Genomic DNA, 25586 nt, shown 5'->3' with positions numbered 1-25586 from the left:
CATGGAAAAGTTTGTAGCAGTCGTGTTCGACTCAGAAGAAGCCGCTTTCAAAGGGGCGGAGGCGTTACGGGATCTGCACCGGAACGGTGAACTGGCGGTATACGCAGCTGCCGTGATCGGTAAAGACGAAGACGGACAGGTCGCGGTCAAGAAAGCCCAGGACGAAGGCCCGATCGGCACGGCCTTCGGAATGATGATCGGCGCCATGGTCGGTGTTTTGGCCGGACCCGCCGCTATCGCGTCTGGCGCGGCCGTCGCGGGGACAGCCGCTGCCAGCCAGGCCGCGCTTGGCGGCATGGCCATGGGAAGTATGACCGGTGGTCTTTTTGGCGTTTATCGCGACCTTATGGTTTCCGGCGTAGACATGACGATGCTCGATCAGGTTTCCATTGAGTTGCTTCCGGGCAAATCTTGCATCGTTGCGTCCGTCGACGAGATATGGACGGCACCCCTCGACACCAAGATGGCTGAAATCGGGGGCACAATTTTCCGCAAACCCCGCGTCGATGCGGTCGATGAGCAGTGGGAAGCGGAAATGCGTGCCATGGACCGCGAACTTTCTGAACTGGACGAAGAGTTGCGGGCTTCCCACGAAGAAAACAAGGCCGCGATCATGGCCAAAGTTGATACCGTGAAGGCGCGGATCGCGGAAAACAACAAGAAGATCAATGAGCGCCTTGACGCAATGGATGCAGAAATGGACGCGCGTCTGGATGCTCTTGACGAGCAGATCGCCAAAGCCTCTGCTGAACGAAAGGCAAAATTTGAAAAGCGCAAGGCCGAGATCAAGGAAGAGTACAAGGTCCGCAAGGAAAAGCTGAAAAACTCTGCCGAATTGGCGCGCGAGGCGTTGAAACCCTGATTTCTTGGTGGCTCCCGGACAGGTCCAAAACCGCAAATCCTTTCTATTCCATTGGGTAGAGTATCTGCCGGGAGCATAAAAGTCGGGAGACACGCAAGAACCAAGACAGGCTGGGCTTTTCGGTCAATCCTATAAGATCTTCTGGAAAGCCCACCCAATCAACTCAGGAGGTACAGACATGCAAAACAGGTTTCTTTGGGTTCTCATGGGGATTGTATCTCTGCTGGGTGGGTTATTTGCCCTTGCAAATCCGGTATTGGCCAGCGGTTTCGCGACCTTAGTGATAGCTTTTGTCTTTATGGCCTTCGGCGTCGCTCAGGTGATCGCCGCCTTTCGTGATGAAACAAACACCGTAAAGTTCTGGACTATCCTTCTCGGGATCATGTGGTTTCTCATCGGCTTGATGATCTTGGGTCGGCCTTTGATGGGCATGGTGGTTCTAACCACTTTGATAGCAATTGCGTTCCTGTTCGGCGGCGCGGCCAAGATCGCGTATGCGTTTGCTCTGGAGGATCGAAAAGCTTTCTGGATGGTCTTGATCTCCGGTGTCGCCTCGCTTGCGCTTGGCGTCATTATCTTCATGGATTGGCCGGTTTCCGCTGTCTCGACTCTCGGCATACTTCTCGGGGTAGAGCTTGTCGCCGACGGTGTGTCTTCGTTCGCCTTGGCGTTTAGCAAGGGCAAGACAAAAGCAGCGGCAACTTAAAGGGACCGCTTCATATCGGACGATAGTAATTCCGTCATCATCGGGCAGTCCATGGATAAATCCGCCGGAGAGAGCATGAACGCCGCCGTGACTGTCCGTTCCGGCGAGATCGCGCAACCGCAAGGCGATTAGGCGTAGCTGTTGGAAAGCACTTTCGGGCATCGCCCGAGACACAGGAGGAAATCATGTTATTCACTAAGATAACCAGAATGTGCGCCATAGCGGCGACAGCTCTGGGACTAACGTCCGCGGCCGCTATGGCGCAAAACACGGAAAAACCCAATATTCTCGTGATCTGGGGCGACGATGTCGGCATGTTCAACATCAGCGCCTATAACCACGGAATGATGGGTTATCAGACGCCAAATATCGACCGTCTGGCGGCCGAAGGCGGAATGTTCACCGACGCATATGCTCAACAATCCTGCACAGCTGGTCGGGCCTCATTCATTCTAGGCCAACATCCGTTCCGTACCGGTCTTTTGACAATTGGCATGCCCGGGTCCAAGCATGGAATGCCCGAATGGTCACCCACGATCGCCTCGCTGCTCAAGAACCATGGCTACGCCACGGCACAGTTCGGCAAGAACCACCTCGGTGATCAGAATGAACACCTTCCAACCAACCATGGGTTCGATGAATTCTTTGGCAACCTCTATCATCTCAACGCAGAAGAGGAGCCTGAGGGCTACTTCTACCCGAAAGACCCCGAGTTTCGCGAGCGGTATGGCCCGCGTGGCGTGATCAAGGCATCGGCGGACGGTCAGATTGAGGATACTGGCCCGATGACCCGTAAGCGCATGGAAACGGCCGACGAGGAATTCCTCGCAGGCGCCCTGGACTTCATCGATCGATCGGTGGAACAGGACAAACCCTTCTTCGTTTGGATGAACACAACGCGAATGCATGTCTGGACTCGCTTGAAGCCGGAAAGCGTCGGATTGACCGGAATGGGTCTCTATCCGGATGGCATGGCCGAGCACGACGGCCATGTCGGACAATTGCTCGACAAGCTTGACGAACTGGGAATTGCGGATAACACAATCGTTATCTACTCTACCGATAACGGCGCCGAGAAGGTTTCATGGCCAGACGGCGGCATCACCCCTTTCCATGGCGAAAAAGGCACAACCTTCGAGGGCGGTTTTCGCGTTCCACAGTTAATTCGTTGGCCTGGCACTGTGAAACCGGGAACGAAGTTTAACGACATCATCAGCCATGAAGACTGGATGCCGACACTTCTCGCAGCGGCCGGCGAGCCGGATATCAAGGAGAAGCTGCTTCAGGGCCACACGGCGAACGGCAAGGATTTCCGGGTGCATCTCGACGGCTACAATATGATGCCGTATCTCTCGGGCGAGGTCGACGAGAGCCCACGCGACCGGATCTTCTACTTCTCAGCCAACGGTGAACTGAATGCGGTGAGGTGGAATGACTGGAAGGTGCATTTCGCAACGCTGGAGGGGAATATCACTGACGCCGTGCGCTTCGCTTCGAACTGGCCCAAGATCGTTCACTTGCGATCCGACCCTCTCGAAGAAATGTGGCTGGAATCGGAAATGTACCTGCGATGGATGGCGGATCAGATGTGGCTCTTCGTGCCGATCCAAGAAGAAATCCGTGATTTCATTGCGTCTATGGACGGTTACCCTTTCCGAGAGGGGCAGGTCTTGAATGCCAGCGGCATCAATTACCAGTCACTGCGAGCGTATCAGGTTTTGAAGGAGATCACTGAAAAGGGTATTATTGCACCCGCATACCAGTGATTAGGCCCAAAAAGACTGATTGCGGCGTGCCTCATTGGGATGCCGTGATCAAAAAACCATCGAATACGAGGAGAGGCAAATGAAGACGCTGTATTTGGTTGCGGGCCTCTTAACGCTTCTCTCCAGTACATCAAGCGCGCAAGAGAAGCCGCGCTTGGTCTTGCAGATCACCGTCGATCAGCTGCGTGGCGACCTGATCGATCGCTACGGCCAGCACCTGGGAGAGGACGGGTTTAGCCGCCTGATCGAAAGCGGCGTGCATTTCGTCGATGCCCATCACCGACATGCGAACACTGAAACTATCGTCGGACACACGACGCTCGCCACCGGCACGGATCCGGCGATCCACGGCATGGTCGCGAACCTGTGGTTCGACCGGATCGGAGGCTCGCAGTTTTACAACGTACAGGATCCCGACTTTCCGCTCGTAGGCGCTGAAGGCGTCGATACCGACGCCGAGATCGACCCCACCCAGCGGGCCGCGACGACGGATGGCCGCTCGCCCCGCAACATCCTGACGTCCACGATCTCAGACGAGATCGCGCTGCATTTCGGCCCCGAGGCGAAGGTCTTTGGCGTCTCTATCAAGGATCGCGGTGCTATCTCGATGGCAGGGCACGCGGGCACCGCCTACTGGTTCTCGAAGTCGGAAGGACGGTTCGTTACCAGCACGTTCTACCGGGAAGCCTACCCGGATTGGATTACCGAGTGGGAGGCAAAGGGCGTCGTGGCGCGCTACGCCGACACCGCGTGGGAGCTGTCCGCCACGCCAGACGCCTACATGTTCGGCACCCGCGACGATCAGCCATGGGAAACCGATTTCCCTGGCTTCGGACGAACGTTCCCGCACACATTCGGCGCGGCGGACGACAAGTATTTCACCACGCGTCTGACGCTGAGCCCCGCCGGCGACGAGATCACTGCCGACTTCGCCAAGGCGCTGATTGACAACGAGGGGCTCGGGCAGGACGATGTGCCCGACTACCTCGCCGTCAGCCTGTCTTCCACCGACTATGTCGGCCACATTTTCGGCCCCTCCAGCCTAGAGTCAGAGGATAACATTCTGCGGCTCGACCGGACGCTGGCCGACTTGCTGGCACATATCGACGACCGTGTCGGGCTGGACCGGACGCTCGTGGTTCTGTCTGCCGACCACGGCGCGCCAGAGCATCCAGACTACCTCACCACACTCGGCATCGAAGCTGGGACCTTCGACTTCGAGCGCATCGACACCGAGCCGGGTTTCGTGCGCCTGACTGCCGAATTCGGCGAGAGTCGCGACCTGATCCTCAATTTTTCCAACCCTTACTTGTATCTCGACACGGAAGAAATCGCGGCCCGCGGCTTAGACCCCGCCTTGGTGGAGCGCGCAGTGGCAGAGGAACTGGAGCGGCTGCCAGGCATCGCCCATGCGATCGCCAGCTCAGACCTTCGCGTGGGAGCAGTGCCACGAGGCAAGATCCAGGACGCAGTTCTGGCCAACTTCCACCCCGACCGCTCGGGCGACATTTACCTCGTCTTCGAACCGCACTGGTTCATCGCCGATTTCGACGGGCTGCATGTGGCCTCAGCCCACGGCTCGCCCTGGACTTACGACACGCACGTGCCCATAATTGTTGCAGGTCCTGGCATACAACCTACCCGGGTCTTTCGAAGGGTTGAAACGGTTGACGTTGCCCCTACCCTCGCAGCCTATTTGGGCACAAAGCCGCCCTCAGGTGCGCTGGGCCAGCCGCTTGTCGAAGCGCTGAGGTAATCTGCGAAAATGAGCTTGATTGCCGCTGTCGCCTTCACCTCAGTATTTCTTGCCGCGACAACGGTTGATGCTACCGGCGCCGTCCTTTCGCTCGATTTTGGCGGGATGTCGATGGGACTTTTCGGTGGATTGGCGCTATTTCTTCTGGGAATGAACTTCCTGTCAGATGGCCTCAAGAACGCTGCCGGCGACCAGATGCGTGTTGTGCTCCAGAAGTTCACCAAGAACAGGGTGATGGCCGCCATCACTGGTGCCGGCGTGACAGCCGTGGTCCAGTCTTCGTCCGTCACCACAGTGCTTGTGGTAGGGTTCGTGTCCGCCGGTGTCATGTCACTGCAACAGTCTGTTGGTGTGATCATGGGCGCCAACGTAGGGTCCACCATGACCGCTCAAATTGTGGCTTTTAGTGTTGAAGAGTACGCTCCGGCGATGATAACGCTGGGTTTCTTCACCAACTTCATCGCCAAAAAGGACCGAACCAGGCATCTTGGCTCTATCCTTTTGGGTCTCGGCCTCGTCTTTTTCGGGATGGGCATGATGAGTGCCGCAATGGTGCCTCTGCGTGGCTACGAGCCATTTCTCCGCCTGATGCAGTCGATTGCGGAAAGCCCGTTTCTTGCCATACTTATTGCGGCGCTCTTCACTGCGCTAGTGCAATCCTCTTCGGCCACTACAAGCATAATCGTGGTTATGTCCAGCGAGGGTTTGGTTTCCCTAGAGGCTGGAATCGCCATGGCGCTCGGCGCCAATATCGGGACATGCGTGACAGCCGCTTTGTCCTCGATCGGTAAACCGCTGGATGCGCGTCGTGCAGCGGCAGTACACGTCATTTTCAACGTCGCGGGTGTTTTGCTATGGTTGCCCCTGATTTCGTTCCTCGCCTCGCTGACGGTCTCTGTTTCGCCTAGCTACCCGGATCTTGTCGGTGCGGAGCGCTTGGCCGTTGAAACCCCGCGGCAGATTGCGAATGCGAACACGCTTTTCAACGTTATCAACACGGTGATATTCCTGTTCTTCACTCAGCAGATCGCCGCCCTTGCCATCCGCCTGGTGCCAGAGTCAAGGTCTACAGAGGCAACCGTTTCTGTCGTTCCGGAGTTTCTTGACGACGCGCTCCTGAGCACGCCAGTCATGGCGCTGCAAGCCGCGCGTGAAGAGACGGCACGGCTAGGAGGTCTCGCCCAAAACATGCTCGACGAGATTTGGGCAGTTGTACAATCGGGGGACAAAGCCAGACTCGACGAAGCCGAAAGCCAGGCAAAAACGGGTGCGGCCCTGCTGCCGCAAATTACGCGTTTTTTGGCGCGCGTTGGTGAAAGCGAACTGCGTGAAGCGGATGCAGACGAACGGGTCAATCTCGCCATTGCAGCCACCGAACTCAACATGGTTTCGGAGATCCTCAATGTTCGGATCTTGCCCGTTCTCCGTACGATACGTTCTAATGACGAAGAATTAGGACTCTCCGATATGTATAAGTTGATGGAAATGTCGGTTCGGGACGCCGTCAGCGCCGTTCGCGACAGAGACAAAGACGCAGCTATGCGTGTGCTCGGATACAAGGATGCCGGAGAGCGGGCCTTCGCATCACTTGCTGCGGCACAGGTTTTGACGACCGATGACAAGGTAAGGGCCGAAGATTTACGCCTGCGGATTGAGCTTGCCCAAACGCTGCGCGTGCTCATGATGATAACCCGTCGCGCCGCCCGAACGGTTCTTCGTAGTGGCGACGATCACGATTAAGGGTGCTGTCAGACAAATTCTAACCAGTCTCTACAAGGACAGGATGCTTGCCCCCTATTCGGCGCAGAGACCGCGCCACTCGGCGTGAGCAGCGGCGCGGGTCAGCTTGAAACTTGGTCTGGAGTAGAGGCTGCGCTCCGAATTGAACAGGTTGTAGACCGATGCGTGGACGGCCGCGAATTTCTGCAGACTTCGCATCCGCCGGAAGCGCAACATCGCCCGTTCTCGTCGTCGAAGTGAAAAGTGTAAATTCTCTGCGCGGTTGTTCAACCACCCACCGGTTTGCTGGCGGTGGCCAGAGCCAATTTCCTTCAAGGCAGCATCGTCGGATCTGAGCCGATCGGTCACGATCACTTCGGGGCGACCGTGCTTGCGCATTGCTTTTCTTAAGAATTTCAGCGCAGCTTTCTTGTCACGCGTCTTCGTGACGAAGCTTTCCAAAACCTCGCCTTCGTGATCAACCGCACGCCAAAGTTAATGGCGTTCACCGTTGATCTTCACGAACAATTCGTCGAGATGCCAGCGCCACTTGCTGGAACACATGCCGTCGGTTCGACGTTTTCGGATCTCACTGGCGAACATCGGTCCGAACCGATGTCACCAGAACCTCACCGCCTCGTGGCTGACGTCGATCCCGCGTGCATGCAGAAGATCCTCGACGTTGCGCAACGAAAGTGGAAACCGACATACAGCATCACCGCCAGGCGGATGATCTCTGGGCTCGTTTTGAAGCAGCGAAACGGGGATCGTGTCGTCATAATCTGACGCTACAAATCAGACCTCCACGTCTCAAGCCGTCTTCTATAACAGAGCTCCAAAGGGTGCATGTGCGCAGCGACAAGAACGCCCGCTTCGGGCTCGAAGCAGTCATGCGGCGCTGCTGCGCGCCGTGTGCGCAGCCGCGCGGGGCCACATGGCGTGATCGGCCCAAAGCCGCCCTCCAGCAGTTGTCCCACATGCTGCGACTGCAGCCCCACATAGCCGACATTCGCTGCGCCATCACGATCATGCAGTTGGTAGACGTCCGATGTGCGGACAAAACTGTCGGTCGCTTGTATTCAGCAATCAACGGCTTAGGCGAAGCCTTCAACGGAACAAGTTATCATTGACTTAATTCAAGGCTACCGGCGCGTGTAGATGGCAACCTGAGTAACGCCAAATACTATCCGCCGAGGGCTATTGGGGTCTAATTTCCTGCGCCCCGCTACATTTTTTCTGAAAGTCAGCACATTGGCGCTGCTGGCCATAGCTATGCAGCCACGAACCGCTATGGTGTCGTGGAATACCAAAAATGGTATCCATTACACAGCAGAGTCTCCATTTTTTGGAAATTCGAAGCGGCACTCCCTTCCGTGTCAAGCGGAAACGCTTTCAAATGTACCTTAAACCTACAATGCGCTACGTTACAGACGTGGAAAAGAATGCATATACAATAAGAAACCTAAAGCGAGTCTACGGCGAAGGGCCTGCGGCCGTGCACGCATTGCGCGGAGTAAATCTGGACATTCCGGAACGAGAAATCGTTGTGCTACTTGGCGCTTCAGGCAGCGGAAAATCGACCTTGCTGAACATTCTCGGAGGCCTAGATCGAGCGTCCGACGGCAGCATTCACTTTCGCGACCAAGATCTGACTTTGATGTCAGACAAAGAACTTACCCGGTATCGCAGAGATCACGTGGGGTTTGTTTTTCAATTCTATAATCTGATGCCTAGCCTAACCGCTCGAGAGAATGTTGAGCTTGTCACGGAGATCGCACGAAACCCAATGGACCCTGATCACGCGCTTGCGCTCGTCGGATTGACCGATCGCGTTGATCACTTCCCCGCCCAGTTGTCTGGTGGCGAACAACAACGCGTCGCGATTGCACGTGCGGTTGCGAAACAGCCAGACGTGCTGTTTTGCGATGAACCAACAGGTGCCTTAGACAGTAAGACGGGAAGGACTGTTTTACAGGTCCTGAAAGATGTGAATGAGCGGCTGGGTGCAACTGTTCTGATTGTGACCCACGCGACGTCTCAGGCAGCCATGGCTGACCGGGTCATCCGCTTTGGTGATGGCACTGTAATCGAAGTTACGCAAAACACCTCCAAAGTCGCGCCAGAAGATATCGAGTGGTAGATGCAGAATGTCTGCAATGGCAAAAAAGCTCGCTAGAGATCTGTGGCACATCAAAAGTCAGGCTACGGCGATCGGTTTAGTTGTTGCACTCGGCGTCCTGATGCAAGTCATGCAGTCCGGATTGGTTGTCAGCTTGGATGAGACCCGTACGGCGTATTACGAAAGATATCGTCTTGCAGACGTTTTTGCGCCGGTTGTCGGAGCTCCAGAACATATTGCCGAAGACTTACGGAATTTACCTGGAGTTTCATCGGTCGACACCCGAGTGGTCGGGCAGGCTTTGGTGGACTTACCGAATATAGAACTGCCCATTCGCGCTCTGGCCATTTCGCTTCCCGAAATCGGTGAAGCCAAATTGAATTTGATCTATTTGACCGATGGTCGACACCTCTCTCGCGAGCGGCCTGATGAAATAATTGTTTTGCAAAGCTTTGCGCAGGCTCACGGCTTAAGACCCGGAGATCAGATCTCTGCAACCATGAACGGGGCGCGGCGAAACTTCGAGGTCGTCGGACTTGCAATGTCGCCTGAGTTTCTTTTTGCCGCAGCGCCGGGAGAAATGGTGCCTGACGATAGTCGATTTGCAGTTCTGTGGCTCAGTCGTCCAGCTATGGAGGCTGCATTTGACTTGAACGGAGCTTTCAACGAAGCCCTCTTTTCGTTGAGCCGCGGAGCGGAAACACCTGCGATCCTTCGTGCAACCGATAGGGTCTTGGACAAGTTCGGGGGACTTGGCGCGTTCCCGCTTAGTGATCTTGCCTCGGACAAGTTTGTTTTAGAAGAAATTGACGGCTTGCGCCGTACGTCTGCTACAGTCCCCCCGATCTTCTTGGCCGTCGCTGCGTTTCTTCTTTACATTGTCATTTCCCGTTTGGTGGCTTCTGAAAGGGAAGAAATCGGATTGATGAAAGCATTCGGTTACACGAACTGGGAGGTTGGAAGCCACTATCTAAAAATGGTCCTGATAATTGCTGGGGGTGGAGCCATTGTAGGTGGAATATTGGGAATAGTTGCCGGACGCGCGCTGATAGATGTCTACCTCGTTTATTACAAATTCCCGTTTTTAGTTTTTCGACTGGAACCTCTGAGCGTTACGCTTGGATTTTTAGCGAGTATTCTGACATCTTCGGTCGGGGGGATGGTGGTGTTGCGTAGGGTATTTGTCTTGACACCTGCAGTGGCGATGCGGGCCGCGGCGCCAGCCGATTACAGCAGAAGCGGGCAAATCGGAAAAGCCTTAGCCGGGTATCTGGACCAACCAACTCGAATGGTGTTGCGCCGGCTTACGCGCCAGCCCGTGCGAATGATAGGCGCGATAACAGGCGTCAGCGCCGGCATCGCTCTGTCAGCAGCAATGGCTTCAATTCTAGCAAGTTTCGACAGAATGGCTGAGCTGACCTTCGATATCATGGATCGGAGCAACGTGTCCGTCAGTTTTATAAACCCCATTTCTCGCCAAAGCCTGTTCGACGTACAGTCAATCGAAGGAGTAATTGAAGTTGAGCCTGTTCGCATCGTGCCCGCAATCTTTAAGCACGGTCGTCTTTCCTATCGCGGTGCGATTACCGGATTGACTGAATTTCCAAGGTTGAACCGCGCAATCGACCGTGCTGAACGATCGATCCCGATGCGCCAGGATGGGGTCATTCTTTCATCAGGCCTCGCTAGAATTCTCGACATCCGAGCGGGTGACTGGCTTTCCGTTGACGTACGCGAAGGTCGTCGTCCTGTGTTGCAACTGCCCGTAGTCGCCATTTCCGAAAGCCTCATGGGATCGCCGGCATACATGGAGATAACCGCACTGAACCGTGTTCTCCGCGAACCGGATCGAGTATCCGGAGCATTCATACGAACTGACAAGTATCTTGAGGAGGAGACTTACAAACAGCTCAAGGACATGCCAATGGTGGCGGGTGTGGCGCTAAAATCTGATACTAGAGGTGCGTTTCAGAAAGTGATGGACGAAGGAGCAGGCGCCATGCGCTACATTATGGCCTTGATTGCCGGGGTTATAACGTTTGGTGTAATATACAATGCAGCTCGTGTCGCTCAAGCCGAACGCGTCCGGGATCTGGCAGCGCTGCGAGTTTTGGGGTTCACAAGAACAGAAGTAGCCTTCGTCTTGCTAGGTGAATTGGCCGTCGTCACGTTGCTGGCGCTGCCGTTAGGGGCGTTAGCAGGCTATGGTTTGACCATCGCGGTCTCTCAAGGTTTCAGTACGGACCTGTACCAAATCCCCCCCTACTTTAGTTTCAGGAGTTTTGGGCAAGCTACTGTGGTTGTGGTCATTGCAGCATTGCTTTCAGGGTGGTTGGTTAAACGCAATGTGGATCGGTCGGATCTGGTTCTGGCACTCAAATCAAGGGAGTAGCATTCGTGAGCGCCCGAAAAAGGTACTCTCGGTCGATCTTAACAATTGTTTCAGCGATTGTGGTTGCGGTTACTCTCCTTGCCGCTTTCTGGCCGCGCCCGATACTGGTCGATACTGCGACGGTAGAACGCGGCAATATGATTGTTACCATCAACGAAGAAGGCAAAACGAGGGTTAAGGAACCCTATGTCGTTTCTTCCCCTATTGCCGGTGAACTGCAACGTGTTACGGTTCTGCCCGGTGACCGTGTCGTCGGTGGTGAAACGATCGTTGCCCGCATGACGCCGGCCAATCCATCGGCTCTGGATGTACGTACCCGCGAGCAAGCACTTGCTGCGGTCAGCGCCGCGGAAGCAGCGCTCAGGGTTGCCCGCGCGGATTTAAACGCGGCATTGGCTACGGACGACTTCGCGCAAAGCGAACTTGAGCGCACACAAAAGCTTGTTGCTAAAGGCATAGCAAGCAAAGTCACGATGGAAAGGTCCGAGCAGGCCGCCAGAATCGCTAAAGCCAACCTCGATACAGTCCAGGCTGCAATCGCGATGCGAGAGGCAGAACTGGCCAATGCGCGCGCGCGATTGATTGGATTTGATGACGCAGGTCTAGCCGAAGCGCTTGAGGATAGCGGGGCGCCCTCCTACAGCATTCCGCTGCGCGCACCCATCGACGGAACTATTTTGAAAGTTATCCAGAAAAGTGAAACAACACTCCCGGCTGGTGAGCCGATATTGGAAATCGGAAACATCGAAGGCGACCTCGAAGTAGTGGCAGAACTCTTGTCGTCAGAAGCGGTGCAGGTCAGCGAAGGGGATCGTGTAATTATCACCAATTGGGGCGGCCTTGGCGATCTGAGTGGTTCAGTTAGCCGGATTGACCCCTATGGATACACGAAGTACTCAGCACTGGGAGTAGAGGAACAGCGGGTTGAAACCACGATACAATTCGACGGTCCAAGCGAGGTTCGAGGGACTTTGGGACACGGATATCGTATCGAAGTCCGCATAGTCGTCTGGGAACAAGAAGACGTCACCATCGTTCCTTCAGCTGCGCTGTTTCGACAGGAAGCGAATTGGGCCGTCTTTGCCAATGCTGGCGGCCGCGCAGTTCTAAAGAAGGTGGACATCGGCCAAAACAATGGTGTCGAAGCTCAAGTGCTAAGTGGATTGGAGCCGGGTGATACGGTGGTTCTTTTTCCATCAGCCAATCTGATTGACGGCTCGCGAATTGAAGAAAGGCGGATAAAGTAACGGGTCTTTATTCGGGCGGTTTGACCATGTCTGTTTTGGGCTCAGTGCGGACGTTGAGCGAAAAATCGCGAATGGCAACCATGCGCACAAAGCGGACGCTCAATCGTTTGTTTTTCGCCCCGATTTGTATTCTGGAAGTTTGGCCAAAGCCGACTTCAAAGCGTCACCCCATCTGTCAGAAACAACGCGCAAGTACTGGTCGTCGGACTCGAATCTTGACCGCGTGCCGGCCGAAAGACTGTCTTCCTCGTAGAGAAGCAGGTCAAGCGGAGCCCCGACAGACAGATTGGCCTTAATCGTAGAGTCAAAACTGACAAGCAAGAGTTTTACGGTTTCCGAAAAACTCATTTCCGGATCGTAGGCACGCACCAGAATCGGGCGGCCATATTTTGTCTCACCAATCTGAAAGAACGGGGTGTCGTCGCCGGCCTCGATAAAATTGCCTTCAGGGTAGATCAAAAACAGACGAGACGGGCCGCCCTTGATCTGGCCTCCGACAATGAGTGTCGCGTGAAAAGCGCTGTCCGCTTGCTGACCAGACCGGGCATGCCCCTCGATTACGTCGTTCAGCGTAGCCGCGACCAGCTGCGCAACTTGAAACATTGTGGGCGCCTCTAAGATCGATGGTGAGCGATCTGCCGGCGCTTTTGTTCGTTCTTCCAGAAGGCTTATCGTGGCCTGAGTAGTGGCCAGGTTTCCGGCCGTTAGGATTGTGATCGACCGGTTCCCTTCGACTGTCCAGTTGAACATCTTGTTGAAGGTCGAAACATTGTCCACGCCTGCATTCGTGCGCGTATCCGACATGAACACCAGCCCGCTATTCAGCCGCATGCCCACAGCATAGGTCATCATGTTCTCCGTTACTGCTGTGCGACTTTCAATTGCACTGTCAATTGCTCGCCCGCTGTTCCAATTCTATTCCCTATTACCGGTGCGGCTTGGGCATAGTCCAGCCCGGTTGCGACGCGTACGTATCGATCGTCAGGTGAAATCCCATTTGAAACGTCAAACCCTACCCAGCCAAGCCCGTCCAAATGCACTTCTGCCCAAGCATGGGTCGCGTCCTGAAGTTCTGTTTCGTTCATCATCAAATAACCAGATACATAGCGTGCTGGCACTCCAATCTGTCGTGCGCATGTAATGAAGATATGCGCATGGTCCTGACACACACCGCGCCCAGCTTTGAGTGCATCTTCTGCGCTCCAGCCCGGGTGCGAACCTCCAATTTCGTACGCGACCTGAGCTCGAATTGTTTCGGAAAGAGCATGTAGCTGTTCCAGCGGTTCACCTTTGGGCAACGCGCCTATCAGTTCGGCAACCCCTTTCCCCGGCGTTGTCAGAGGGGTGCGCCTTTTGAACAGCCACAAAGGAGTCGACCCTTCGTGAGGCCCCAAGACGCCGTGGGTGTCTTCAACCTCGACAACGCCCTCGGAGATCAACGAGATACTTTGGGTGTTTGCGTCGAAACTGATCAATTCCACGGTGTTACGATGGTAGTCTTCAAACACCAGCTCTTTGCGCCCGCCGGTGATTTCGGTGTTCCAACTTTCAATGCTTTGATTGCGAAAAGACTTTGGTGTCTTCCTCAGCTGTTGCAAACCGAAGGGAACCGGCGCGTCGAAATCGTATCGTGTCTCGTGGCGTATATGCAGTTTCATTGGTCACTCATAGAACCGGTAATCAATTTCGATCTGGCGGCTCAGGTCCCCGAGATCCTTCAAAAAGTCCTGAATGTATTCGTGCAGCCCGAGGTCAAAGATATCGGTAATCTGCCGGTCGAGATACTTCTCGGAAAGCGCGTTGGCCGCCGTAACGGACGGACCCGCAAAGCCATAGTCTTTGCTGAGGTAGGACAGGTTCTCTTGAATCTTCCTACAGCAGAAATGCAGGCTGCGGGGCATCCTCTGATCAAGGATCAGAAACTGCGCAATTTCCGACGGCCGGGTGTTCTGGCCGTGGGTCATGCGATAGCCACCGCCTGCCCCAACGGACCGCAGGATACTTTCCCACTGGATGTTGTCCAGCGACGAGCCGACCGAGAAGGCCGTGGGCAGAAGGACATAGTACTTCACGTCCAGGATACGCCCGGTATTGTCGGCCCGCTCGACAAAGGTGCCGATCCGGGTGAAATCGAAAATATCGTTGCGCAGCATGGTCCCAAGAGTTGCGCCACGAACCAGAGCGGCCTGTTGACGAATAAGTTCCAGCGTTGCCGGAAGGTCCCTCTCATTCACGCGGCGCTTCATGGCTTGATCAATCTGCATCCACGTGGCGTTCACCGCACTCCACACATCATTGGTCAATGCGGTTCGAACAAGGCGCGCGTTGTCCCGCGCCTGTTTGATGACCGACTTGATCGACGATGGATTGTCGGCATCACGCAACATCCAATCCACGGCATTGTCTTTCGAAATCTCATCATATTTGGCGCTGTATCCGCTAAAAACGCCGGCGGTTTTCAGAACCGAGCCCCATTCCGCATCGGAATTCTTGGTCCGGGTCAGCGCCATCCTCTGGCCTGTTTCCAGCAATCTGGCCGTATTTTCCGCCCTCTCAAGATACCGGGACATCCAGAACAACCCGCCAGCAGTTTTTCCCAGCATGGTCAGTCCTCCAGAACCCAGGTGTCTTTGGTCCCGCCGCCTTGGCTTGAATTAACGACCAAGGACCCTTTTTTCAGCGCAACGCGCGTCAGGCCGCCGGGGGTGATCTCGATCCCTTGCGGGGACACCAGAACAAACGGCCGCAGATCGACATGCCTGGGGGCAAGCCCCGAACGGGCGAAGATCGGCACCGTCGAGAGAGACAATGTGGGCTGAGCGATGTAGTTCGACGGCCGCGACTTGAGCTTGTCACGGAAGGCCGCGATCTCTTTCTTGCTGGCGGTCGGACCGATCAGCATCCCATAGCCGCCCGACCCGTGCACCTCTTTGACAACAAGATCCGACAGGTTGTCCAATACGTAGGACAGCGACTCGGGGTCGCTGCAGCGCCACGTAGGAACGTTTTTTAGCAGGGGCTTCTCGCCCGTGTAGAACTCAACGATTTCCGGCATGTAGGAATAGATCGCCTTGTCATCGGCTATACCTGTTCCCGGCGCGTTCGCAATTGTGATGCCGCCAGCACGATAGACATCCAGAATACCCGGCACGCCCAATGCGCTGTTGGGGTTGAAATTCAGCGGATCCAGGAACTCGTCATCAACCCTGCGATAAAGTACGTCGATGGGAGTATAACCTCTGGTGGTGCGCATGCAGACTCGTCCGTCGACAACCCGCAGATCGTGGCCTTCGACCAATTCCACGCCCATTTGATCAGCAAGAAACGCATGTTCGTAGTAGGCTGAATTATAGATGCCGGGGGTTAACACCGCGACAGTGGGTTCTCCGTCTGCTACAGCTGGTGCGCAGGCAGCAAGAGAACGTCTCAGATTACGGGGATAGTCTGAAACATTCCGAACATTTGTTGCGCTAAAGAGTTCGGGGAACATCTTTAGCATCGTTTCCCGGTTCTCCAACATATAGCTGACCCCGGATGGCGTACGAGCATTGTCTTCCAGAACGAAAAACTCGTCTGGTCCGGTTCGCACCAGATCGATGCCGACAATGTGCGTATAGACCTGACCGGGCGGTGAGACACCAAGCATCTGTGGCAGGAAGGCCTCGTTTCCGGCAATCATCTCAGCCGGCACACGCCCGGCCCGGACAATTTCTTGACGGTGGTAAATGTCATGTAGAAATGCGTTGATTGCGCGCACCCGCTGTTCGATACCGCGTTCCAACCGCTGCCATTCCCGCGCTGAAATAACTCGTGGCACGATATCAAACGGTATCAGACGTTCTTCGGCCTCGGCTTTGCCGTATACGTTAAAAGTGATGCCCGTCAGCCTAAAAACTTTTTCGGCTTCGCGCTGTTTCGCCCTCAGTCGTGACACGTCTTCCGCGTTGAACCAGCGACCGATCTCTTCGTATGGACCTCTGAGTGATCCATCGCCGTTGAACATTTCATCAAAATACTCACTCATACTTTAAGTTTTACGCATAGATCAGATTTTTCAAGTCATTCAGGCTTGGTTGGAAGCTGTCTTTGGAAGGAGCGTCTAATTTTCAGGCTAACTGGATAACGTGATGATCTTAACAACAAGGCGTTATTCGTGTTTCCAGTTGAAGTCACATTCAATGTTTTGTGCTGCATCTGAACGTCCGCTTTGGGCTCCGTGCCGACGGTCAGCCCGAATTGCGCGATAGAAAGCTTCCTAATGTCGAATGTCGGCGCATCAGGCTACGCCATTGAAACCGAAAGGCAGTCTCGATTTCTTCAATGGCGGCTTTCGGGGCTGGGCTGCAGCTCGGACCGTCGCAGCGCCGCGAGACCGCTCTGAGCCCACTCCGGACGTGGCCTCGCAGGGTCCCCTGCAAATGCAGCATGGCCCCCTACATTTGGTTGCTGCGATACAGCGGGAAAAGCGGTCATTAGTTGCCGGCTCAGCGAGATTTGGGGTCGCGATGTCCGAGATGCGGACGATGCGGTCACCTGGAAACCAGCTTGAGTGCCCCTTACTCCAACGGCTCGATTGCAGAGAAGGACCAGTTACCGTTCAAGATTTCTTCACGAGGTTCATATAGCCGAACGGTGTAGTTCCAACCTGGCGTAATAGGAATGCAATTCACGCGCCCATCTTCGCAGGCGCCAAAATTGATGGTAATGCTGCCGTCGGAATTGGGTTCGGCTGTTACGTTATTGAGGCTGTTGCGGCCGAGATCGTTTGCTTCCAGGTAGCCGTCGGCGTTGTAGACAGTGATTGACCAGAACGCGTCAACCGGTACTGCATTCAACGTGACCGAATGTGGTGTTACGCCATCATTTGCATCGACGCTGTCGATCTCATAGAGCGCCGCAGTGCGTGGCAGACCGCCCCAGCCGGCGGCGGCACCAACCAGGTGATCGATAGGCTTTGTTTCTCCCTCGGTACCGAACGAGTAAAAGCTGCTGAAACCGAGTTCGGCAAGGTTGCTTAGGGCCGTGCGTGCAATTGCCAAATCATCCAGATCCCAATCCGGTGCCTCGAACGGACCTGCTCCACCCCCAGCCACGACAAGGCTGTCCTGAGCGGCATGTGCCTCTAACACATCGTCAGGATCGTTGGCGTCCATGAATATTCGTACAGTCACATAGGCAAAACGAGTACCAACGTTTTCTTCGGTCAGCGTGTATGCCCCAGGCGCGGTTTCGACGTACATGTAGTGATCCTGGTTGACCACATGCATCGAGATGTATCGCTCGCCCAAATCGGGCAGAGTGAATTCAACCGGATCGGACAGGTCCAGGACAATCCCGGAGTAGAGCGTGTCCTGGTTCATCCGAATAACCGGTTGGTTGTCAGGGGTCGTCGGTTTGCGAACGTGGATCAATTCTCCAACGCCCACGTCAAAAGCGGCCATATTGGCACGGAACATATGATCCGTCTCGGCCCGGACAAAGGTGTCCAGCGTTACTGGCTCTGCGACAGCCAGAGATGGGGCCAGCAGCGCAATCGGAATCAATTTCTTCAACATTATGGGCGCCCTTCTCAATTCACAGGTTGCGCAACGGGGAAGGTCCAGCTTCCATCTAGGACTTCCGGGCGGGGGCGATACAGGCGCACCACATAGTTCCAGCCCTGTGTGATAGGTAAGCAATTCACCCGCCCGTCGTCGCAGGCTCCAAGATGGATGGTCATGCTTCCGTCAGTATTCCGCGCGCCGGTGACGGAGTTGATGCTGTAGGCGTTCAGAGCGTTCGGTTCATAGAAGCCGTCGGCGTTATACATGCTCACCGACCAGAAAGCGTCCACCGGCACGTTCTGCGGCACTTCGATCTTGTATGCACCGACGGGCAGACCTGGGAAAAACGCCGGGTAGAATGCTTCCTCTTCCGGAAGCCCGCCCCAACCGGCAATCGTGCCAAGCATGTGACGTATGGGGTGGACGTTTTCCTTTTTGCCGAACATGCGGGAACTGTCTGGAACGAAACCAAGAGCACCGAGCGGTAGCAGCTGTTCGACTACCTCCTCAAAGGCGTCTTCATCGTAGTTTGGGGCCACGAACGCGTTCGAAGCGTTGGCCTCGATTGTCATCGCGTCCTGGATCGCATTGACAGCCGCCACATCCTCTTGGTCTGCGGCGTCGACAAGCACGCGGAGATAGACAATCACGTAAGGGGTGTCGAACGTTTCCATGTCGAGGGTATAGGTGCCGCCACCAAAGAACACCTCGTTTATGAAGTGATCCTGATTGACAACCATTGCAGTCATGTAGCGATCCGCAACGTCTGGAAGGATCAACGTCGCGCCCTCGCTTATGTCGACAACCGCGGTGCTGTAGAGCGTGTCGCGGTTCATCCGGATCGTCGGTTGGTTTTCGACCGGGGTCGGTTCCCGGAAGTGGAAAAACCGATTGATGCCACCCGCGAGCGACACGTATTTTTGAAGCTCAAGGTCAGTGGCGGCCCGAATGAAATTGTCCGAGGTGATCGGCACCTCCGCACTCTCGATCAGGCCCTCGAGGGTGTTCGTCGTCGTCTGCGCCTGCCCCGTTGTTCCGACCATCACTGCCAAAGCCAAGGCAGTTAGACTTAGTCGCATCGCAACTATCCCCTCGTTCCATTGACAAGCCAATATCTACGTTTGACCTTAAAGTTCTTTGACCTGCGTCAAGCGCAACGCCTTAGGAACAAGCCCTTGGTTCCAATTTGCCGGTTCGTTGGACCGCTAAACGTTGCTGCGGCGAGAAATGCGTTTTTTTTGCTTTTGGCAGGATGCCGCCGAGCGTTTCTGGGCAGGGTCCGCTCTGCACTCGCAACGTTAGTTCACTGATTTTTAAACGCTTTTTTGGGTCGGAGACCGCTTTTCGGTCTAAAGAGTTCTTGATGACGACGATGGTTCGGCGTCTAAAAGGCACCTTTAGATCGCCCCGAGATAGTACCCGATGGCCTCCGCCAATTCGGTTTCTTCGTAGCCGAAATGGGAGCGTACAACCTCTTCCAATTTCCGGAATGTGGCGGCGGTCTTTTTGAAATTTGCATCGGAAGGGTCTTCCGCCAAAGCTTCAGCCGCACGACCGAGGCGGATGATTAACTCGTGGACCACCTCGTGTTCTGCCTTCAATTTGGCCACAATCTCGCGGAACCTGTCTCCGCTGGCTGCCTCGATACGTGGAAACATATCAGCGCTTTCAATGTCGTGGTGGAACTTGAGCACCTGGCATTCGCGCCCGCAAAGCGATCCGAATACTCTAAAATTCTCAGCCATGTCGAGTGAAAGCACGATCTGCTTCAGGTGCTCAGGCGGCGTGTCCCCCGCTTCGATCCGGGTCAGGACGGCGCCGATTTGGGCCATCTCCATCAGATAATGTCGGTGGATCGCGGCTAGTTGTTGGCCTCGTTGACGGTGTATTTCTGTCGCGTCCGCCACCGGCGGCGCTTTCGGTCGGGCAGCTTCGTCGAGGCTGAGTTCATCCAGCAACAGGGTCGAAAGGTCAGTCATGATGGATAAGAAAAGCCTTGCTCACGCTGTGTCAAGGGCGTCTGCTTTGGGCTCAGAACGGTCTTTCGGCGCTGCGACCGTCCGAACTGCAGCCCAGCCCCGCAAGCATACATTGACAAAATCGAGACAGCCTTTCGGTTTTAATGGCGTAGCCTGATGCGCCGACATTCGACATTAGGAAGCGGTTTCTCGCGCAATTCGGGCTGACCGTCGGCACGGAGCCCAAAGCGGTCGAGCATCGGTACATCCAGCCGTTGGCACCTGGGTATCCATCCGTGGGCGCACGTTGCGGCGGTTGTTTCGCGCCGGGTACACCTTATAGTCCTGAACTCCGACATGTTGCGTCCTCTTTATGCTCCAGCAAGATCAATGTAACCGCCTCGGCGCCTATAGGTGCCGATTTGCAGTTCCGTGGAACGTGATCGCTCTGTGGCGAACGGCGTTTGCCAAATCGGGATTTCTTGGTCATTCTTAGTGAATGCAGATGCTGGAGTTCAGCCACGACCCAATTCTGGTGGTGATGTCCTGCGCGATGGCAATTGTCGCGGGGTTCACGGGCTTGTCGCTGACCCGAAACATGGCGGCCAAATCGACATCGCAACGCAAGATCGCGATTTCTCTCGCTTCCGTCGCGCTCGGTGGAGGCATCTGGTCGATGCATTTCGTGGCCATGCTCGGTCTGCAAATGCCGATCCCCTATTACTATGATGCGGCCATAACGCTCGCCTCGGCGCTGATTGCCATATTGATCGTCGGCTGTGCACTGATTTTGCTGCATTTCACGGAACGTACGACGCCAATGATATTGGCAGCTGGCGGAATTGTTGGGCTGGGCGTCTTGGTGATGCACTATGTCGGGATGGCCGGGCTGCAACTGTGCAAAGCGGTATACACAGTTCCCGGTGTCGCGTTGTCCTCTGCCATGGCGATTGCCTTGTGCATGCTCGCGGTCTGGGTGGCCTATCAACGACGCACCAATTTGCACATCTTTCTTGCTACCGTCTGTTTTGGGCTGGCGGTCAGTTCCGTACACTTCCTAGCCATGGCAGGAACAAATTTTGTTGCGGTACCCGTTCCTGGAGATTTTGGCCCGGGTATGAGCAACGAAACGTTGGCCATTGGCGTAGTATTGTCAGGCTTCGTGATTTTTGGTGCCTTTCTTTGGGTGAGCACGACCTATCTAGACGGGCCCGCGCAGCAATCCGAGGCAGCAAATGAAACGACGCAGGAAGCCATGCTGCCGCCCGAGGCGACTTTGCAAATTCCCTGCGAAAGGGAGGGAGCGAAAATCTACGTCGCACCTCAGGATGTCGCATTCGTCCGGGCAGACGGTCATTACACACAGGTCTACACGTGCAAGGATCGCCTGTTCTGCGTCTGGCCGATCACAGAGGCAACAAAGCGCCTTCTGAATGCCGGGTTTGTGCAGACGCACCGCAGCTATCTGGTAAACCCCGAAAAGGTTGCCCGGTTTGAACGCACCAAAGACAAGGGTCGCTGTACCTTCAACGAACCGGAACTCCCGCCCGTCCCGGTCAGCCGGTCCAAGCTGAAGGATATTCAGTCGATCCTCTCGGGTGAACTGGGCGCAACTGGTGCAGCTTAAGGCGCATTTCGTGCAAAAACTGCGAAAATCAGTGGTTTTCTAGAGCCTGCGTATACCGATGGATGCAGGCTTCGCTCCAGCCAGAATATCAAGCAGGGAGGAGCGAGATGATTCCAGCGGCGTTTGAGTATTACCGCCCGAAAGATTTGGATGGGGTAATTGCTCTTCTGGAAGAACACGGGGATGACGCACGCGTCATGGCAGGCGGACACAGCCTGATCCCGATGATGAAACTTCGGATGGCGGACGTGCCCCATCTGATCGATCTGCAAGACGTTGCCGGATTGGGTGGAATCACGGTCGGAACAGACACCATCACCATCGGAGCGATGGTGACCCAAGCCGAAATCATCGACCATACAGATCTTGCAAGCGCAGCACCCATCCTGCGCGAAGCGGCGTTGCAAATCGCAGACCCGCAAGTCCGCTATATGGGCACGGTCGGTGGCAATGTTGCCAACGGCGATCCCGGCAATGATATGCCCGGCCTAATGCAATGCCTCGATGCACAATTCACTTTGGTCGGTGCCGATGGCGAACGCACCGTTGCGGCCCGTGAATTCTATGAGGCTGCCTACATGACCGCTCGGGAAGACGAAGAGGTGTTGACCAGCATTTCGATCCCGGTGCCGCAAGGCGGATATGCCTACGAAAAGCAAAAACGGAAAATCGGTGACTACGCGACCGCCGCTGCGGCCGTGCAGATCGTGAAATCGGGCGGCACTTGTGCGTCCGCTGCGATTGCGATGACGAACCTGAGCGACACACCGATCTATTCCGCGGCCGCCGCAGAGGCGCTGGTCGGCACATCCGTGGACGCGGACGCCATCAAGGCCGCCGTCGCCGCCATGATGGAAGACATCGACCCGACCGAAGACAACCGCGGTCCCGTGGCTTTCAAGAAACATGTGGCCGGCGTCATCCTGACCCGTGCCATCGAACGCGCTTGGTCGCGGGCCTGAGGGGGGAACCAGAATGTCAAAGAAAATGCACATCACACTCACGGTCAACGGCAAGGAAGAGGAGTTTCTGGCCGAGCCGCGTGAACTGCTGATTTACACCTTGCGCGAACGCCTGGGGATCACAGGCCCGCATATTGGATGCGAAACCTCGCATTGCGGTGCATGCACAGTGACCATTGACGGTAAATCGGTGAAATCCTGCACAATGTTCGTGGCCCAGGCCGACGGCAAGGATGTTACCACCATCGAAGGCATCGGCACACCAGACAGCCTGCATCCACTGCAGGAGGCCTTCAAGGAACATCACGGTCTGCAGTGCGGATACTGCACCCCGGGCATGATCACACGCGCCACCAAACTTCTGGAAGAAAACCCGAACCCGACCGAAGAGGAAATTCGGTTCGGCATGGCCGGCAATCTCTGCCGCTGCACAGGGTATCAGAACATTGTCAAATCCATCCAAGCCGCCGCGGCCGTGATGAATGCAGCCAAGGAGGCCGCAGAATGAAGGACGAAGTAGAAAACCGCGAAGACCGCGTCGCCAATCTCAAAGGGATGGGCTGCTCGCGCAAGCGCGTCGAAGATGCACGCTTTACGCAGGGCAAAGGCAACTATGTCGACGACATCAAGCTGGACGGCATGCTGTTCGGCGATTTTGTACGTTCACCGTTCGCACATGCGCGCGTCAAATCGATTAACACTGAAGAAGCCCTCAAGGTTAAGGGCGTTCTGGCGGTTCTGACCGCTGCTGATCTCGAGCCGCTGGGCCTGCATTGGATGCCGACGCTGGCTGGTGACAAACAAATGGTGCTGGCCGACGGCAAGGTTCTGTACCAGGGCCAGGAAGTGGCCTTTGTCGTAGCCGAAGACCGCTATGCCGCAGCCGATGGCATCGAAGCAGTTGAGGTCGAATACGAAGAGCTGCCCGTTATTGTCGATCCGTTCGAGTCGCTGAAAACCGATGTGGTTCTGCGCGAAGACCTCGACCCCACGGCAGATGGCGCGCACGGTCCCCGTAAGCATCCCAACCATATCTTCACATGGGAAGCCGGGCAGAAAGAAGCGACCGAGCAGGTCATCGGCGAAGCAGACGTCGTGGCCGAAGAGATGGTGTACTATCACCGGACACACCCGTGTCCGCTTGAAACCTGCGGCTGTGTGGCCTCCATGGACAAGGTCAATGGCAAGCTGACGCTGTGGGGGACCTTCCAAGCACCGCACGCCATCCGGACCGTGGTCAGCCTGATTTCCGGCATTGAAGAGCACAACATCCGTGTCATCTCGCCCGACATTGGCGGCGGTTTTGGCAACAAGGTGGGTGCTTATCCGGGCTATGTCTGCTCGGTCGTGGCCTCGATCGTGACCGGCAAGCCGGTCAAGTGGATCGAAGACCGAATGGACAACCTGATGACCACTGCTTTTGCCCGGGATTACTGGATGCACGGCAAGATCTCGGCCACCAAAGAGGGCAAGATCACCGGTCTGTGGTGCCACACCACGGCGGACCACGGTGGGTTTGACGCCTGCGCGGACCCCACCAAGTTCCCCGCCGGGTTCATGAACATCTGCACCGGGTCCTACGACATCCCGACAGCCTACCTGGCGGTTGACGGTGTCTATACCAACAAGGCACCGGGCGGTGTGGCCTATCGTTGCTCGTTCCGGGTGACCGAGGCGGCCTATTTCATTGAGCGGATGATCGAAGTTCTGGCGATTGAGTTGAACATGGACGCGGCCGAGTTGCGGCGGATCAACTTTATCAAGGCCGATCAGTTCCCCTATCAGTCTGCGCTGGGATGGGAATACGACTCGGGCGATTATCACACCGCCTGGGACAAGGCGCTGGCTGCAGTTGGGTACGAGGATCTGCGTGCCGAACAGGCACAGCGGGTCGAGGACTTCAAGGCCGGAAAAACCCGCAAGCTGTTGGGAATTGGCCTGACACACTTCACGGAAATCGTCGGCGCCGGTCCGGTCAAGAACTGCGATATTTTGGGTCTTGGAATGTTCGACAGTTGTGAAATCCGGATCCACCCGACGGGCTCTGCCATCGCGCGGTTGGGCACCATCTCACAAGGTCAGGGGCATGCCACCACTTTCGCCCAAATCCTGGCCAGCGAGATTGGACTTCCTGCCGACAGCATCACGGTCGAGGAAGGCGACACAGACACCGCACCATATGGTTTGGGGACCTATGGGTCTCGGTCGACGCCTGTGGCTGGTGCGGCAACCGCGATGGCGGGCCGAAAAATCCGGGCCAAGGCCCAGATGATCGCAGCCTATCTGCTGGAAGTTCACGACGATGACGTGGAATTCGACGTGGATCGGTTCGTTGTCAAAGGCGCGCCTGAGCGGTTCAAGACGATGAAAGAAATCGCCTTTGCCGCCTACAATCAGGCGATCCCGGGGATCGAGCCGGGTCTGGAGGCGGTCAGCTATTACGACCCGCCCAACATGACCTATCCGTTCGGTGCCTATATCTGCGTGATGGAAATCGACGTCGATACAGGCGAGCACGAGATCCGGCAGTTCTATGCGCTGGACGATTGCGGGACACGGATCAACCCGATGATCATCGAAGGTCAGGTCCATGGCGGCCTGACCGAGGCGCTGGCCATCGCGATGGGTCAGGAAATCGCCTATGATGACATGGGCAATGTGAAAACCGGAACGCTGATGGACTTCTTCCTGCCCACTGCATGGGAGACGCCCCATTACACCACCGACCACACCGTCACCCCCAGCCCGCATCACCCGATCGGCGCCAAGGGTGTGGGCGAAAGCCCCAATGTGGGCGGCGTGCCGGCGTTTTCGAACGCGGTGCATGATGCCTTCCGGGCCTTTGGTCTGCGTCAGAGTCATATGCCCCACGATCACTGGCGGATCTGGAAGACCGCCAATGATCTGGGCCTGCACGGCTAACAAGAGG

The 25586-nt window shown here is 55.8% G+C and carries 19 protein-coding genes and 1 pseudogene; 12 read left to right on the top strand and 8 right to left on the bottom strand.

Translation table 11 applies throughout. The features are described from left to right. Position 1: 1 nt before the first annotated feature. From AC2FMN_RS06355 to AC2FMN_RS06335, 5 genes are all read left to right on the top strand, one after another. Positions 2-862, top strand: a complete 861-nt coding sequence (locus tag AC2FMN_RS06355) for a hypothetical protein (protein ID WP_496687011.1) — start codon at positions 2-4, stop codon at positions 860-862. 178 nt (positions 863-1040) lie between these two features. Further along, complete coding sequence (locus tag AC2FMN_RS06350) at positions 1041-1568, top strand: HdeD family acid-resistance protein (protein WP_496687010.1); 528 nt, start codon at positions 1041-1043, stop codon at positions 1566-1568. 185 nt (positions 1569-1753) lie between these two features. After that, positions 1754-3334 (top strand): arylsulfatase, encoded by a 1581-nt coding sequence (locus AC2FMN_RS06345; protein WP_496687009.1) that lies wholly within the window; start codon positions 1754-1756, stop codon positions 3332-3334. Positions 3335-3413: 79 nt separating this feature from the next. Continuing rightward, positions 3414-5090 (top strand): alkaline phosphatase family protein, encoded by a 1677-nt coding sequence (locus AC2FMN_RS06340; protein WP_496687008.1) that lies wholly within the window; start codon positions 3414-3416, stop codon positions 5088-5090. 9 nt (positions 5091-5099) lie between these two features. Then, positions 5100-6830, top strand: coding sequence for a Na/Pi cotransporter family protein (locus AC2FMN_RS06335; RefSeq protein WP_496687007.1), 1731 nt, complete (start codon positions 5100-5102; stop codon positions 6828-6830). 54 nt (positions 6831-6884) lie between these two features. On the opposite strand, the pseudogene AC2FMN_RS06330 reads toward AC2FMN_RS06335, so the two are convergent. Further along, a pseudogene (locus tag AC2FMN_RS06330) lies at positions 6885-7588 on the bottom strand (IS6 family transposase). Between the two features lie 635 nt (positions 7589-8223). Between AC2FMN_RS06330 and AC2FMN_RS06325 the strand changes: the two are divergent. The 3 genes from AC2FMN_RS06325 to AC2FMN_RS06315 are packed head-to-tail and all read left to right on the top strand — an operon-like array spanning position 8224 to position 12567. Continuing rightward, positions 8224-8949, top strand: coding sequence for an ABC transporter ATP-binding protein (locus AC2FMN_RS06325; RefSeq protein ID WP_496687006.1), 726 nt, complete (start codon positions 8224-8226; stop codon positions 8947-8949). Positions 8950-8965: 16 nt separating this feature from the next. Next, positions 8966-11320 (top strand): ABC transporter permease, encoded by a 2355-nt coding sequence (locus AC2FMN_RS06320; protein WP_496687005.1) that lies wholly within the window; start codon positions 8966-8968, stop codon positions 11318-11320. A 5-nt stretch (positions 11321-11325) separates the two neighbouring features. Next, entirely contained in the window at positions 11326-12567 is a 1242-nt protein-coding gene (locus AC2FMN_RS06315; RefSeq protein ID WP_496687004.1) for an efflux RND transporter periplasmic adaptor subunit, read from the top strand. 99 nt (positions 12568-12666) lie between these two features. Here the strand turns inward: AC2FMN_RS06315 and AC2FMN_RS06310 are convergent, their stop codons facing one another. From AC2FMN_RS06310 to AC2FMN_RS06280, 7 genes are all read right to left on the bottom strand, one after another. Further along, the gene (locus tag AC2FMN_RS06310; protein ID WP_496687003.1) at positions 12667-13416 is read right to left on the bottom strand and encodes a proteasome-type protease; all 750 of its coding nucleotides are present in this window, start codon (positions 13414-13416) and stop codon (positions 12667-12669) included. A gap of 11 nt (positions 13417-13427) precedes the next feature. Then, the gene (locus AC2FMN_RS06305) at positions 13428-14225 is read right to left on the bottom strand and encodes a transglutaminase family protein (protein ID WP_496687002.1); all 798 of its coding nucleotides are present in this window, start codon (positions 14223-14225) and stop codon (positions 13428-13430) included. A gap of 3 nt (positions 14226-14228) precedes the next feature. Beyond that, entirely contained in the window at positions 14229-15170 is a 942-nt protein-coding gene (locus AC2FMN_RS06300; RefSeq protein ID WP_496687001.1) for an alpha-E domain-containing protein, read from the bottom strand. Positions 15171-15172: 2 nt separating this feature from the next. Continuing rightward, positions 15173-16591 carry a circularly permuted type 2 ATP-grasp protein gene (locus AC2FMN_RS06295; protein WP_496687000.1) on the bottom strand — a complete coding sequence of 473 codons (1419 nt, stop codon included), beginning with the start codon at positions 16589-16591 and terminating at the stop codon, positions 15173-15175. A gap of 532 nt (positions 16592-17123) precedes the next feature. Beyond that, a complete protein-coding gene (locus AC2FMN_RS06290) occupies positions 17124-18122 on the bottom strand; it encodes a DUF1214 domain-containing protein (protein WP_496686999.1) in 999 nt (332 codons plus the stop codon). A gap of 14 nt (positions 18123-18136) precedes the next feature. Further along, a complete protein-coding gene (locus AC2FMN_RS06285; RefSeq protein ID WP_496686998.1) occupies positions 18137-19153 on the bottom strand; it encodes a DUF1214 domain-containing protein in 1017 nt (338 codons plus the stop codon). Between the two features lie 354 nt (positions 19154-19507). Beyond that, a complete protein-coding gene (locus AC2FMN_RS06280) occupies positions 19508-20089 on the bottom strand; it encodes a hemerythrin domain-containing protein (RefSeq protein ID WP_496686997.1) in 582 nt (193 codons plus the stop codon). 478 nt (positions 20090-20567) lie between these two features. On the opposite strand from AC2FMN_RS06280, the gene AC2FMN_RS06275 reads away from it, so the two are divergent. From AC2FMN_RS06275 to AC2FMN_RS06260, 4 genes are all read left to right on the top strand, one after another. After that, positions 20568-21695, top strand: a complete 1128-nt coding sequence (locus tag AC2FMN_RS06275) for an MHYT domain-containing protein (protein ID WP_496686996.1) — start codon at positions 20568-20570, stop codon at positions 21693-21695. Between the two features lie 107 nt (positions 21696-21802). Then, positions 21803-22657 (top strand): FAD binding domain-containing protein, encoded by an 855-nt coding sequence (locus AC2FMN_RS06270; RefSeq protein ID WP_496687173.1) that lies wholly within the window; start codon positions 21803-21805, stop codon positions 22655-22657. 13 nt (positions 22658-22670) lie between these two features. Next, the gene (locus tag AC2FMN_RS06265) at positions 22671-23165 is read left to right on the top strand and encodes a 2Fe-2S iron-sulfur cluster-binding protein (protein ID WP_490361285.1); all 495 of its coding nucleotides are present in this window, start codon (positions 22671-22673) and stop codon (positions 23163-23165) included. Then, positions 23162-25579 (top strand): aerobic carbon-monoxide dehydrogenase large subunit, encoded by a 2418-nt coding sequence (locus tag AC2FMN_RS06260; protein ID WP_496686995.1) that lies wholly within the window; start codon positions 23162-23164, stop codon positions 25577-25579. The genes AC2FMN_RS06265 and AC2FMN_RS06260 overlap by 4 nt, the downstream gene beginning before the upstream one ends. Positions 25580-25586 lie beyond the last annotated feature (7 nt).

This window comes from Ruegeria sp. BHSC037 (genome assembly GCF_059613045.1).
Note: the sequence above shows the minus strand (reverse complement) of the source record. Positions and strands in the feature narration are given on the sequence as shown.